Origin of the sequence: Rickettsia endosymbiont of Proechinophthirus fluctus (genome assembly GCF_001602635.1) — a bacterium.
GTDB lineage: Bacteria > Pseudomonadota > Alphaproteobacteria > Rickettsiales > Rickettsiaceae > Rickettsia > Rickettsia rickettsii.
The window spans coordinates 513,070-526,601 of the sequence record NZ_LECS01000004.1 but is presented as its reverse complement, the minus strand read 5'-3'; the positions used below and the strand labels follow the sequence as shown (position 1 = coordinate 526,601).

Sequence of the window (13,532 nt, the reverse complement as noted above, 5' to 3'; positions counted from 1 at the left end):
TGGAGTGAAAAAAAGATAAAATAAATCAAATAAATAGTTTAAAACATCAATAGGAAATTATGAAGATAATAAAGACTTGCTTGAAAAAGAAAGGCAAGCAAAAATAGATACCAAAGCATTAGAAGCATTTTTAACTATACCCTCTAAAATTGATCAATTAAGTGAAGGGCAGCTAAGAGAGCATTTTAATGTAACTAGAGCAAAGGTTGCAGCGAGACCTGAATTTGCTCCTCCTGCTGAAAAAACTAATTTTGAAAAAGTTAAATCGGCAGTAAAAGTAGGAGTCGGTTATTTTGTTAAATCGCAATTTGGTGATTTAAAAGAAATATACGGTAAAAAAGAAGAAATATTTCAATCTTTTATAACTCCAAATGTTAGCAATAAGTTAGCAATAAAGTAAAACCTGAGTAAAATAAAGCTCATGAGCAAGCCCAATATATGCAAGAGAATTTGTCACGTGGCAAGGGGGTTCGTTATGGTGCTAGTGCACCATCATCACAATTAACACCGAATGCTTCTAAACACCATGAATCTTCAAGAGGATTTTAATTGTTAATAAAGACTTATAATTATCTTATAGATTATATCTTGCCGCAGAGATGTTTAAGCGGTGCGGAAATACTAGGGGGAGCGGTGAATTTTGTAGCGATTGTTGGAAGAAGCTAGAGTTTATAGCAAGACTCTATTGTAGTATATGTGGACAAAGATTTAGTATAAAAATCTTGGATAACTGCATTTGTGGAAATTGTTATAGCAACAAACCTAATTATAAGTTTGCTCGCAGCTTATTTAAGTGTAATGAGCATAGAAAATAGTTCAGCTTTTATATAATAGATATAGCAGCGAGGATATAAAAGATATTGATTTAATCATACCTGTACCTTTAGCTATGGCAATTGCAAAAGTTACCGATAAAATGTTAAAAGCTGAGATTTTAACTAAAGCAAAATGGACTAAGTCTCAGGCTTTTCTCTCACGAAAACAACACAAAAATAATATAAAGAGTAGTATCAAATTTAACACAGAGTATAATATTGTAAGTAAAAAAATCTTATTAGTCGATGATGTCGTTACCACTGCTGTTACTATAAATGAATGTGCTAAAATTTTACGATAAGCCGGGGGTGGCGTCGGTAAAAGTCTTAACCACAGGATCCAAAAAATAATAAAAATTTTTAGTATTTTTAACTGGACCTCATGGTCAAGGTACGGGGTAACACAGAAGGTAACTTATGCAAAATGAAATAAAAAAAGTTTGTGTTATCGGTGCGGGAGTAATGGGTTCAGGGATTACAGCGTTAATTGTTAATTCCTCTTATAAAGTAGTGCTGCTTGATATTATCGCTAAAGATTCCGATGATCCTAATAAAATAGTTAACACCGCTAAAGACAATTTGCATAAACAAAAATCTCCACCTCCACCTTTACTTTTCCTGATAAAGCAAATTTCATTACCATCGGTAATTTAGAATATGATTTAGATTTAATTAAAGAATGTAATTTAGTGATTGAAGTTATTGTTGAGAAGTTAGAAATCAAACACCAATGATAAAATTATTCCTTATCTTAAAGAAGATGCAATTATTGCTGCTAATATCTCTACATTACCGCTTGAAAGACTCAAAGAGAATTTACCAGATAATATTAAATCTAGGTTCGTTATTACGCATTTCTTCAATCCGCCAAGATAATATGGAACTGCTTGAGTTAATTATAGACCCTATGATAAAGGCTGAAGTAATAGAAAGAGTATCAGAGTTCTTAACGAAAACGCTTGGTCAAATTATAGTAAAATGTAATGATACGCCTGGTTTTATTGCTAATAGAGTAGGGTATTTTTTACTTGAATTAGTAGCCCGTAAAGCGATAAGTCAGAATCTTGATGTTGCTACTATAGATAAAATATTTATTACATTTTTGGGGCTGCGGAGTACCGGAATGTTCAGTTTATATGATCTAATCGGGTATGACATAATGAAGTTAATTTCAAGTTCATGATTTGCCTCTCTTCCTGCAAATGATGCTTATCATAAAATAATATGTAAAGACCCCTGTCTTGATAAGATGATAGAGAAGCAGTTAATTGGACGTAAAAGTGACAGTGGATTTTATCATTTATCGGTATCAAATGGCAAAAAGATTAAAGAAGTTATCAATATAAACGACTTATCATATAGTCCTGTTCAAAAAGTAGATATTTTAATCTTGATGCGCTTCTTGTAAGTGATTCGGTTTACGGTAAATTGTTTACTGAAATTATCACAGAATTTTATGTTTATTTAGCAGGTCTAGTCCCGTCGATTACGGATAATATTTATGATATCGATACTGCTATGAAGCTTGGTTACAGCTGGAATATGGTCCATTTGAATTATTGACTATAGCGGCTAAAAACGGTTGGAATGCGGTAATTAAAAATGCCGATTTAATGCATATCCCACTTCTGCAATATTTAGCCAATAAAGAATATCAAAAAATCGATAAACAAAAATTTAATTCTCACAAAGATCTTTTACAAGAAAGTCAGATAGTATTAGAGAATAGCTCGGCAAAATTAATACTTTATCAAGATGTTTTGATTTTTGTTATTACTATAAAAATGAATTGTTTAAATCATGAGGTGTTTTATTTACTACAAGAAGCAGCAAGTAAAGCCGAAAATGACGGTAAAAATCTTTATATTGATCCGCAAGGAAATAATTTGTCTGCCGGTGCTGATTTAAAACTTCATATAACGATCTACAAAATAAGGTGCTTAGCAAATTTTAAGATATTATTGATACACATAATGAAACAAATGAAGAAGAGCTACTTGCCTATGAGCAGGAAATATTGTTAGAACTTGTAAAAGATCCAAAAACTATAGAGAAGCTGAAAGTAATTGTGGGATAAACTCCTACTATGTCATTCCTGCGAAAGCAGGAATCCAGAAAAAGTAGTCTTAATATTGACAAAATAAACCTAAAAAAACAAATTTTTTGTAGGTTTTACTGGATTCCCGCTTTCGCAGGAATGACATAAAAACCGTGCGAGTAATGCTACTCCACAATAACATTGCCTATAACACCACGATAGTAAGTTTGAGGGTCGTACATAGCTTCACTGTAAATAGCAGGAGTAGAGAATATGCCCTTATTAACTGCTTTGATTTTATACTGATACGTCATTTTTTGATCAGAAATAGTACCGAAAATCATAACTCTATCATCACGATTATTTATATATATTGGTTTCCATATCATTACTTCCTGATTGCGTTCTAATATATTTATGTGGTTGTTATCCGGTAAAAGCTCGAAGCCTGCCGGTAATAAATCAAGTAGAACCATATTGCTCAAGGTTTTATTACTACCTGAACGCATAGTGATTTCCACCGTAATATTATCACCTAATTTTACTTTGCTAACCTCTTTATTATTTTCATCGAGATATTTTTTTGTTATTTCTATGCCTTTAACTATCTCTTTATGTTCTGTTAATTGCTTATCATAGCCTGAAGTTAAAAGCTGATAGAAAAAGCCGTTACTTGAGGATGTTAAGTCGATATTCTTATTTTCTACCGACAGCTCAGCAATTATCACTTTATTGCCTGTTAAAGTAACTTCTTTATCTGTAGAGGTTACTTTAATAGTAGCCTCATCTACATGATTTATTTTATCGGCATAGGCAAGACTTGCCATAATAGCATAGCTTGCGGATAGGCTATTATAGTTATCTTTAGCAAAAAGAGCGATATCCTGTACAATTTTTGGGTCAAAGTCTTTTAACCGTTCTGGAAAATGCATAGAAATTAAGTATAAATACTGACTATATTTTATTAGAGGATTGTAATACTGATAGTCTGTTTTTGATATAGGTTTATTTAGAGTAAATCTGTCTAATAATTTCTCCGCTTCTTCATTCATTTGCAGCATTTTATAGCTAGCTGCTAAATAAACGCTAGTCAAATCATCTTGCCATGTATTTTTATGGTACTCGTCTAAATATTTTAAAATATTTGCAATATAGCTTGTAGTAATAACGCTGTTTTGCGTCAGGATATAAACCGCATATGCCTTTTCTCTTGCTTCATCTAAGGAGTTTATTGATCTGTTAGCCATATTCTCTAAATAGTAAATACCTTGATTAAATGTATCACTTGGAACGGCTAAATATCTAGTTGCTCCCTCGCTTAAGAAATGCATAGCATAAACGGAAATAAATGGATCGGAATCGTCATTAAAATTGTTCCAATATCTAAATCCACCGTCATAATTTTGACGTTCTGATAAAGTTTGGAATATTTTTGATAATGATTCATCCATTTTTTTACGATCAGTTTTAAGAATCTGAACTAGCTCTTGTTCATTATATAATAAAATATTGGCAAAATTTTGGCTTATTAATTGTTCAGTGCAACCATAAGGATAATTATCTAGGAAATCTTTAAAGCCAGAAATAATAGCTAGCGGTGATTTAGAAGCGGAAATTTGTAGTTTAGCAAATTCAGGATATACATCCCGTAAGATTTTTAAATTAGCCTTGTTGTCTGTAATAAAGCCTGTATTAACTGTTGTAACGCTCGGACTAGCAGGGCGAACGCTCGTAGTACTAGTTAATTCGGAGCTATGTACTACTGCCATAGATATTATATCCGGCTTTAGGTGATTTATAGAAGCCATAACCTTTAAATCTGCCGAACCGAGTTGATCAGTCGCTTTTAATTTAACATTAATAGTAGCTTCCTTATTTTCGTCTATTGGGATCTCTTTAGGATAATCTAATATTTTAAGTCCTTCACTTGTTTCAATATTTAGAAAAACCTGAGCATTTCCTGAATCTTTTAGGTTATTAAATATTGTTACCGGTACTGTAAATTCATCATTTGGAGCTACAAATAAAGGTAAATTTGGATTGATAATAAGATCAGATTGGACTAATAAATCAGCTTTGGAAGTTCCTATAGAGTCAAGGCTTGAGGCTACCCCTATAACTCTTAAAGTGCCGTTAAAATAGCTTGGTATATCAAATGTGACTTCTCTCTCATCAAGATCTGCTTCTAAAATTCCTGACCAAAATGCTACGGGAGGTTGGCTTTTTCTTTTAAACGGATTAAGGTTTCGAGCGATATTTATACAACCGTCTCCAGCAGGAGCCGCCATATAAGCTTTCATTAATAAAGGACGCTCAGGTAATATTAAATCCATGATTTGTGATGTTCGGACTTCCAAGGCTTTATCGTTAATAAAATAATTAAGCGGGTCGGGAGTCTGATAACCAGCAAATGATAATATCCCTGCATCAACAGCAAATATTATTATTTTACCGGGATTTGTAGTACGGTAACGAATTGCTAGCTTTTCTCCCGATTTGATTTTTGCAGGAAGTGTTAATCCAATATCTTGTTTATGTTTATAAATGCCTGCAGTAAACGGTACTACTGCATAGCTAAACGGTGATATAAAGCTTTCCGTAGCTTCTATGTCTCTGATAAATTGTACATTTACATATCCTTTACCCTCAAAGCCGTCAGGAATTTTTATTTCTTGAATGCTATTATTTGCATCAGCTTTAAACCATTCAAAATTATGTACTTTATCGGTCTCAATAGTAATTAACCCATAACCTGTATAAGGAGTTATAATATTTAAAAGAATAGTATCACCGGCTTTATAATCATCTTTATCAAGTTTAACTTTTAAATTTGCTTTGTCTGTTAAATTAGCCGTAACATTTCCTTCACCTATTACCGAAAATTCAGCTTGGGCAAAGATTGTATCTGCTTTATCGGTTAAGTAAATAACGTAATCGCCTGCTTCTTTAGTAGGCACTTTATAAATATAACTTTCGTTTGCCGTGATATTAATTTTGTCAGAAGATATATTAGTCTCAATAGGTACTGAACTGTAAGAATAATTACCGTTACTATCTGCTACTAAGTTATTTACATAATTAATCTTTTTTAAGTTAAGAGTTAAATTAGGTGCAGCTACTTTTTCTGCTTTATTTGATATGGCTATGAATTCTATTGCCGCGCTTGTTTTTGTCTTAATATATTTTAGATCGCTATTGCTTCTAAATCCTATAATATAAGGCAGAGGTGACACTATAAGCGATTTGCTTGCGTTTACGCTTCTTCCTGAATCAGGCTCAAATCCTTCTGCTGAAAATGTTAGATTAAAAGTAGCGTTATAATATTTCTCAAGGTTAAGGTCAAAGTTTGCTGTACCTTTAGAGTCGGTAGTAATATCTCCTAAACGTTCGTAAAAAAACTCTTTATTTCCTTTGCTACTATAAAATTTATATTCTTTAAATCTAGGTACGAAAAACTTGGTAGGTCTAATATCAATAAAGCCGCTGACTTTTCTCTTTTCTGCAGGAGTGCCGTAAAGATTTATGAGATTAACGGTTGCTTTAAGATCTTTTGGATTCATCCATAGCTCATCTTGTGAGTTATTGAAGTTTATGTTTATTTTCATGCGGTCAGGCTGAAAATCACCAACCCTGACAGATACGCTATTAAGATAGTTATTGCTGCCTTTATCTCCTACTAAATATAAGCTTATATTGTATAAGCCGGTTAAGGCATCATCAAGAGTTGAGAATAAATATTCGCCCAATCCTTCTGCATCTAGAACTATTTTACTTTTATCTATTACTTTTCCTCTAGGGTTAGTTACTTGTATTTCTAAAGGTAAGCCGTCAAATTTTCCTTGCCAGTCGGTTTGTTTGAGCATAATGCCTATGTGACCTTGCTCGCTTGGTCTATAGATACCACGATCGGAAAATAAATAAGCTTTTAACCCTTGATCAGAACTAACGGCTCCTGCTACATCAAACCGAGAATAATTAACTTGTCTATCAATTCTACTATACGGCATAAATGAAAAATCATCCTTAGTAGTTAATATATAAGCCACTGGAGTTTTTTCTTTTGAAAAATCATTTATATTTGATAAAACGGCATGTCCTTTACTATCGGTTTTGCTGCTTACTAACACCTCACCGTTAAGTCCTATAATATCTGCTTTTACACCTCCAGCCGGTTTACCATTACTGATATAAGAAACAAAGATATGATGCGTCCCGGTTTTATCGGTTTTTACTATACAACCAAGATCGGTCACTAAAATTAATCTTTTATCTTGAGATATAATGTTATTATTGTCTTTAGCATAAACTTTTGCTAGAAATAACCCCTTGGAATAGCTGCCTGCTTCTTCTACATTAAAATATTTACTGAAATCTAAATCGGTATAATGAGGTAAATTTAAATTTTGAGAGTTCACTATTACTTCCTCTTGAAATACCTCGGAAATATTATACTCATTAAAGGTATATTCATTTATAAAAGTCGGGTTTTGGAAAATATTATATCTATTTGTTTGGCTGATTAAATGATTAACTTCTTGCTGATTAATCTTATCGATTTCTAAATATAATTTATCTATGCCAAGTGAATATACGGGAAGCTTTCTTTCGCCGGCTAATGAAAGAATAGAACCGTCGGACATTAGCTTAACTTCTTTAGGGTTATCCGGTATTTGTACGATTTGAAAATAATCTGAGCCGAGTGTTAAATTATCCGATGTTTTAACACCTTGATTTATTTTAACAAGCAAAGCTCTTGAGGCAAACGTATCTACTTTAAAACTATGCATAGTAGTAATGCTTGGGACGGAAGATAAAAGCTCGAAATTTATTTTTTCACTCGATTTAAGAATATCATCGGTTATTTCTTTCGGATTTTGCCATTTATAGTTTTTTTTGCCTGCAACTCCTAAGAAAGCCGGCTTATCCTGTGGTAATAAAAATAACTCTAAATGTTTTTTTATTTCCTCACCCGACACCGGTGTATTTGTGGTAATTATAATTATCTGTTCCGGTTTTAGTTTATCATCTTTAACAATTGTAGCAGTACTATTAGTGATTTTTAAATATGAGGATAGACTTGGAATTAATACATTTTCTTTATAAGAATATCTTATGTTATTTGGCGTCTTATTATTTTGATCTTTTACATTTTTATATGTGAAAACTTCTCCGCCATGTAGAGGTTTAACACCGTCTTTTATAATTACGGAAATTATATCTTCTTTATCTGTAAGCGGTGGTATATTAGTAATAATCGTAGCTTCCGTATTATTGGTATTGAATTTGATAGAAAACGGTAATTTTTCTTTAGTTGAAGATTTTATAAACTCTATTCTTTCCTCTAGAGTTTTAGGATCGATAGGATAGTTAAAAGCTATTTTAGTTTGAACGAATTTTTTGGAAATATCGATATTATCCTGTAGATAATTCATTTCTTTAATAATAGGAAGTAGTGGTAAAGTCGTGAAACTTATATTATTACTTTTTAAACCGACAAAATTAGGGAATATATAATCTTCGATAGTAATCTTATAAGTTTGATGAGCTACAAAATTGCTTTCTGGAGTAAAATTTATGTTATACCACCCGCTAAATCGCCATTCTCCTTTAATATCAGGTGAAATAGATATGTAATCATTTATTTTTTTTCCGTTAAGCCCTAGCTCTCTTTGTGGCTTTGTACACCATTCTTTAATTCTAGAGTCGCAAAGGTCAATATTTAACGCATTTTGTCCTGCTAACAGATTTTCGTTAGTTAATTTAAAATATAAAGGTATTTTTTCGTTAAAGCTTGCAGCAATTAGTTGTAAATTTATTAAACATACGAAAAGAGTAAATACAAATTTGTGGAAAATATTTTTCATATCTATAGCTTATTATTTATGATCACTTCAATTATATATAAATAAAATTAAGTAAAGTAATGAATAAGGATATTTTTTTCAATATTCAGCAAAAATTTTTTTGTTATTTGGACAAGAAGAGTGTTATAAGATTATCATAATACTCGGATTTACTATATTAGGAGCCAACTATTTGCACTATTTGTGTATTACTTTTCACTACAATTTTAAATATATTGTTAAAATATACATTTGAAATAACTTTGAATCTTGCTCTAAATATTAAAGGTTTTGCTTTCCCTAGCGGTCATATGAGCAGCGGCGTAGTATTTTACGGTTGGTTTTTTGCAAATATTATATATTCCTTATTAAGAATAATAATAGTAGTGACTTTAACCGGTATGGGATTTTCGCTGATTTATAAGGGATATCATTATCCGGTTGATATTATTGCATCTATAACAATTGGAATAATGGTTATTGTTGTATATATAGTGTAACCAAAGAAGAGATTATTCAAAAATACCCTTATATGTTTGGAGCGTTTTTATGGCTATTAACCGTACCGATGGTAGCTTATCTTAAAATTATTGACGTGCATTGTCTTGCTTGGGTATGGACGGTATTTTGGGGATTACTCGGTTTTACTATTTCTGGAGGACTGTTTTATAAATATTTTGATTTTTCTCAATCAAAATTAAATCGTTTTATTAATTTAGCTATCATTGTTGCTTCAGTAGCTTTGATTGCATATATTAATTATCTATTCAAACAATATTTGGGATATAAGTTTTATTTAACTTGGTTCTTAATAGGTTTTAGTTTTCCACTATCGGTGAGGTTATGCCATATTCATATAAGATCAACGCATTAGTATATGAAGTGAGTTAAGTTGCACTTCGTTTCCTTATTGATCGTATAAAGCGAAATTTCCTATTGACTTTTATATAAAACAGTATAAGTTTCTTTACAATTTAATTTTTTATAAAGACATTATGCTCGGCTATGAGAAAGAACAAAGCAGCTTAAATCGTAATCAAAAAGAAGCAATAGGTTTATTATCTGTTGGTACATTTCTTGAATATTTTGACCTTATGCTTTATGTACATATGGTAGTAGTATTCAATGAATTGTTTTTGCCACAGGCTGATCCAAAAGTAGTTTTTATTTATTCTGTATCTGCTTTTTGTTCAACATATTTATTAAGACCTTCACCTGTTTCAATGTCTATATCTTGTTTAGCATAGATGATGTGAAGAAAGATGAGTCTCCCAAAAGACAAAAAATTGACCTCAGTCGAAATGATTTATTGTTGCAGAAAATTAAGAATAATGATCCTGAAATTGTTCGTGTAGAACTACCTTATGAAGAAGATAGTAGTTTTTTGTCAATTGTAATTAAAACTTTAGAGAAAAATACTGTAGTAAAAGAAATTGATTTATATGGTAGCAACCTTAGTAACGATGATATAAAAAATCTAAGTAAAATTGTAAAGTTAAATCAAATATCACATTTAAACCTGAATTCTACTTCTTTAGATAGTGAAAAAATAAAAATTCTTATTGATGCTTTAGCAGATAATACCTCTCTTGAATATTTATCTTGAAATTCTATTGCGCTGAAAATAGAAGATTTAAGAATTTTAATAAATGCTATTAAAAACCACCCTAATTTAAGTTCTTTAGCATTAGGTAGTAGTGAAGTAGGAAATAAAGGAGCAGCAATTATTAGTGAGTTGTTTCATTCAAAACTACCGTTAAAATCCTTAGATATAGGACAAATGAATATTACTGCCGAAGGGATAGACGTTATCGCAAATAATATTAGCAGTGCAAAATTAATGTCGTTAAATTTAGGGTATAATAACCTTAGAAACAAGGGAGTCATAAAATTACTGCATGCTTTAATGGCTAATCAATATATTAAAGAATTAATATTAAATGAAACAAGAATCTCCGAAAAAAGTGCAGAAGTAATTGAAAATTTTTTAACCTCACAGCTATTGAGACTTTAGATTTAAAACAAATAACTTAGGAGATGAAAATATATAGCATCTGCTTTAAAATTAAATCCATGGTTAAAAACTCTAAATCTTAATAACAAGAATTTAACCCATAATAATATAACAGAACTTACTACTGCATTAACCGAAAATAAAGTGTTAGAAACTTTACTCATAAGCAATAATATTGAAATAGGAGATCTAGGTTTTAAAGTAATAGCGAACATGCTACAAAAAAACAATTCTCTAAAAAAATTAGCGCTTATGAACATTAAATTAGGAGATCTAAGAGATAATAACATAACCAATTTGGGTGCGGAAAGCTTAAAAAGCATTCCAGGTAACATGACGATTTTAGTAGACGGTAATGATATTGATAATTCAATATTTGAGAAAAGAGTTGAGGCTTTAGGAGAAAATAATTAAAATTATAAAATAATATTTATATGGCAAATCTAACAAATGCACAGCAAGAAAGGTTAACAGTAGAGTGTATTAAATATGTAGATAGCCAGACAGTAGAGGAATCATAAGAGATAAAAAATCGAGAGAGGCTTTATTAAAAAGTATTATATTAAACGAGTCTATATCTGCCTTAAAAATCCTTACTGAACACTATAGGAAAATACACAAAAATAATAGTGAAGCCCTGGATGAAAGTTTTGAAAAATTAGCAGTTCTAGCGGTTTTAGCAAGTAAAACAGAAAAGATTATTCCAAAACAACTTGTTCCTTATATGGTATTTCATGTTGGATTTGCTGACGAGAATCCTACCCACGGGCTATTCAATGACAACAACAACTCAAATCTGCAGAATTTTGCATATGCTTTCCGTACTCGACTTAACTCAAAGATTAATAAAAGAAAATGATACTCCTTTACAAAATAGACGCTTTGATGCTTTAGGTAGGTTAATTCAATATAATAGCCAATGTAGTGCCGTATGTTTTGACGGCAAACAAATTTTAGTAGCATTCAACGAATTACATAATTCTAGTGTGAACACAAATAAAGTTGAACAAATTGAGACACATACCACAAAAGTTTTTAAATATTTACAAGATTATGCTACTTACACAGCTTTACCTACAGAAGAGCAAAAAAATTTTCTACAACAATAAAATCTATCTACTCAACGAAAAGCGCTACTTCTAGATGTTGCACAATATTATTATAAAAATAATAGTGACCATAAGGATATATTACCACGTATTTTGCAAGAGCTAGAAAAATATCCGAATAATAAATCAAGAGGTTCAACAAAAAGTCTGTAATGTAACCAGTGTAAGTCCAAAAGTAGTGAAGGCAGTAGCTAGAGCTAGAAGAGATTTGATGAAATGAGAAGATGCATTAAACCCTGATACTATTGATGCAAGTAAAAAATTTGTCCATTCAATTATTGAAGCTATAAAACAACCATATAAAATTGTATTAGATGGTCCACTTAGCGATAAAGCTCATGCTGAAATGAGAATAATACAGTATATAAAAGCACAACTTCCAGATCGTGATAATCAATTAAGTGCAGAAATATAATACATAGGATTTAATACATAGGATTGCCTAAATTTTGTTGTATTAGTTGTGATTTAATTATAAATAAAGAAACGAAAAATGTAGATTTGCATTTTACTGATAAGAGTAAACAAAAACACTTAATACCGCTTAATATTACTACTAGCGGAGGAAATGGAGTAGGATATGAATGGGATTTAATAGATGTTATAAGAAAAAATCCTGACTGGTTAGAGGATTTGCTAGGTAAAACAGTATATGAAAAATATAACGCTTTATCAGAACAGGAGACCAAAATAGCAATTAACGGTATAGTAAGATATATATAGGCAAAGGGGAATTAAAGATTAAGGACACCCTGCTTAAAATAACCCCGGAGAAAGAACATAGCAAAGATAAAGAACATGAACCTTTGAAAAAACAGAGACAAAAGAAATTGACTGCTGACACTGCTTCTATTGAAGCTGAAGCAAAAAATGAACCTAGGCAAAAGATAATTGCTGCTAAGTACAACGGAAAGCTTTAAACGATCAGTCAAAAAGCAATATCTCAACTGGGAGATAATAACTCTATATAGAAGAAAAATCTTTATTTCCTGAGAATAAATGTGTTGCTTTCTTGCTTAAATCTCACTTGGTAAAGCTAAATCCACCTCGCTCAAAATATAGTCCGTTCCAGCTTACGGCATTTAACTAAGTCTTTAAGTTCTTTATCCTTTACATAGGTAATTGTGTTTAAGAAGTCAAGATAAGTTTACAAGTCTTTTATAAAAAGGTTTAACTGCAGCATTATATCTTACAGACGTAACAGTGGCCATATATAATGCTGCCCGCATCGTTTTTCTACCACCTTTAGTTTTTACTAACCTAACACTTAAACCTGAAAAGCTTGATTTTATGCTGCGTCCACCGTTTGATTCATTCATAAAAGTGAAAGAAATTGAAGAATGGCGCACCCGAGAGGAGTCGAACCCCTAACCTTATGATCCGTAGTCATATACTCTATCCAATTGAGCTACGGGTGCCTAAGTTTGAAGTACTTATTTCTAAGTCTGATTTCTTGTTGTTAACATACGAAGAAGCATATATAAAAGCATAGTATTTGTCAAGAAACATAAAGTGTTCTTATGTTTCTCTGAATAATAAAATATAAAAAATTTCAATCAATAATTGAATTATCATATTATATATTGTATATAGAGGTTCATAAATTGATATGAGAAAAAAATGAATAAAATTAATCATAATTTACTTACTTTGGATTAATATGACTGCACAAGCAGACAATATATCAGAAAGTGCTAAAAAAAATTTAGCAGT

General features: G+C 31.2%; 11 protein-coding genes, 1 tRNA gene and 4 pseudogenes. 13 read left to right on the top strand and 3 right to left on the bottom strand.

Annotated elements, in window-relative coordinates; all coding sequences use genetic code 11:
* The first annotated feature begins 76 nt into the window (after nucleotides 1-76).
* The 6 genes and pseudogenes from BG75_RS04650 (at nucleotide 77) to BG75_RS08345 (ending at nucleotide 2,839) form a co-directional block, all read left to right on the top strand.
* Nucleotides 77-400, top strand: a complete 324-nt coding sequence (locus tag BG75_RS04650) for a hypothetical protein (RefSeq protein WP_062811609.1) — start codon at nucleotides 77-79, stop codon at nucleotides 398-400.
* Nucleotides 401-671: 271 nt separating this feature from the next.
* The gene (locus tag BG75_RS09960; RefSeq protein WP_252903735.1) at nucleotides 672-815 is read left to right on the top strand and encodes a hypothetical protein; all 144 of its coding nucleotides are present in this window, start codon (nucleotides 672-674) and stop codon (nucleotides 813-815) included.
* Nucleotides 816-889: 74 nt separating this feature from the next.
* Nucleotides 890-1,114, top strand: a pseudogene (locus BG75_RS09050) (ComF family protein); the annotation flags it as partial.
* A 118-nt stretch (nucleotides 1,115-1,232) separates the two neighbouring features.
* Nucleotides 1,233-1,691: pseudogene (locus BG75_RS04640) on the top strand (3-hydroxyacyl-CoA dehydrogenase NAD-binding domain-containing protein).
* Nucleotides 1,612-1,998: a 3-hydroxyacyl-CoA dehydrogenase family protein gene (locus tag BG75_RS04635; RefSeq protein ID WP_252903660.1), complete on the top strand. Its 387-nt coding sequence runs from the start codon at nucleotides 1,612-1,614 to the stop codon at nucleotides 1,996-1,998. Before BG75_RS04640 ends, BG75_RS04635 begins: the two are co-directional and overlap by 80 nt.
* A 376-nt stretch (nucleotides 1,999-2,374) precedes the next feature.
* Entirely contained in the window at nucleotides 2,375-2,839 is a 465-nt protein-coding gene (locus BG75_RS08345) for an enoyl-CoA hydratase/isomerase family protein (protein WP_062811607.1), read from the top strand.
* Nucleotides 2,840-3,038: 199 nt separating this feature from the next.
* Here BG75_RS08345 and BG75_RS04625 read toward each other — a convergent pair whose 3' ends face one another.
* Nucleotides 3,039-8,717: an alpha-2-macroglobulin family protein gene (locus tag BG75_RS04625; RefSeq protein WP_062811606.1), complete on the bottom strand. Its 5,679-nt coding sequence runs from the start codon at nucleotides 8,715-8,717 to the stop codon at nucleotides 3,039-3,041.
* A 215-nt stretch (nucleotides 8,718-8,932) separates the two neighbouring features.
* Here BG75_RS04625 and BG75_RS09955 point away from each other — a divergent pair, with 215 nt between their 5' ends.
* From BG75_RS09955 to BG75_RS04585, 7 genes and pseudogenes are all read left to right on the top strand, one after another.
* Nucleotides 8,933-9,196 carry a phosphatase PAP2 family protein gene (locus BG75_RS09955; protein ID WP_252903659.1) on the top strand — a complete coding sequence of 88 codons (264 nt, stop codon included), beginning with the start codon at nucleotides 8,933-8,935 and terminating at the stop codon, nucleotides 9,194-9,196.
* 32 nt (nucleotides 9,197-9,228) lie between these two features.
* Nucleotides 9,229-9,570, top strand: coding sequence for a hypothetical protein (locus BG75_RS09950; RefSeq protein ID WP_252903658.1), 342 nt, complete (start codon nucleotides 9,229-9,231; stop codon nucleotides 9,568-9,570).
* A 121-nt stretch (nucleotides 9,571-9,691) separates the two neighbouring features.
* Nucleotides 9,692-9,943: a hypothetical protein gene (locus BG75_RS04615; protein WP_062811605.1), complete on the top strand. Its 252-nt coding sequence runs from the start codon at nucleotides 9,692-9,694 to the stop codon at nucleotides 9,941-9,943.
* Between the two features lie 5 nt (nucleotides 9,944-9,948).
* Nucleotides 9,949-10,710: pseudogene (locus BG75_RS09045) on the top strand (hypothetical protein).
* A 213-nt stretch (nucleotides 10,711-10,923) separates the two neighbouring features.
* On the top strand, nucleotides 10,924-11,124 hold the full coding sequence (locus BG75_RS04595) for a hypothetical protein (RefSeq protein ID WP_062811887.1): 201 nt from the start codon (nucleotides 10,924-10,926) through the stop codon (nucleotides 11,122-11,124).
* 362 nt (nucleotides 11,125-11,486) lie between these two features.
* On the top strand, nucleotides 11,487-11,819 hold the full coding sequence (locus tag BG75_RS04590) for a hypothetical protein (protein ID WP_252903656.1): 333 nt from the start codon (nucleotides 11,487-11,489) through the stop codon (nucleotides 11,817-11,819).
* 438 nt (nucleotides 11,820-12,257) lie between these two features.
* A pseudogene (locus BG75_RS04585) lies at nucleotides 12,258-12,739 on the top strand (hypothetical protein).
* A 216-nt stretch (nucleotides 12,740-12,955) separates the two neighbouring features.
* Here the strand turns inward: BG75_RS04585 and BG75_RS04580 are convergent.
* Both BG75_RS04580 and BG75_RS04575 read right to left on the bottom strand, forming a co-directional pair.
* Complete coding sequence (locus tag BG75_RS04580; protein WP_062811604.1) at nucleotides 12,956-13,138, bottom strand: transposase; 183 nt, start codon at nucleotides 13,136-13,138, stop codon at nucleotides 12,956-12,958.
* 22 nt (nucleotides 13,139-13,160) lie between these two features.
* Nucleotides 13,161-13,237: transfer RNA gene (locus BG75_RS04575), tRNA-Arg, on the bottom strand.
* Between the last annotated feature and the right edge of the window lie 295 nt (nucleotides 13,238-13,532).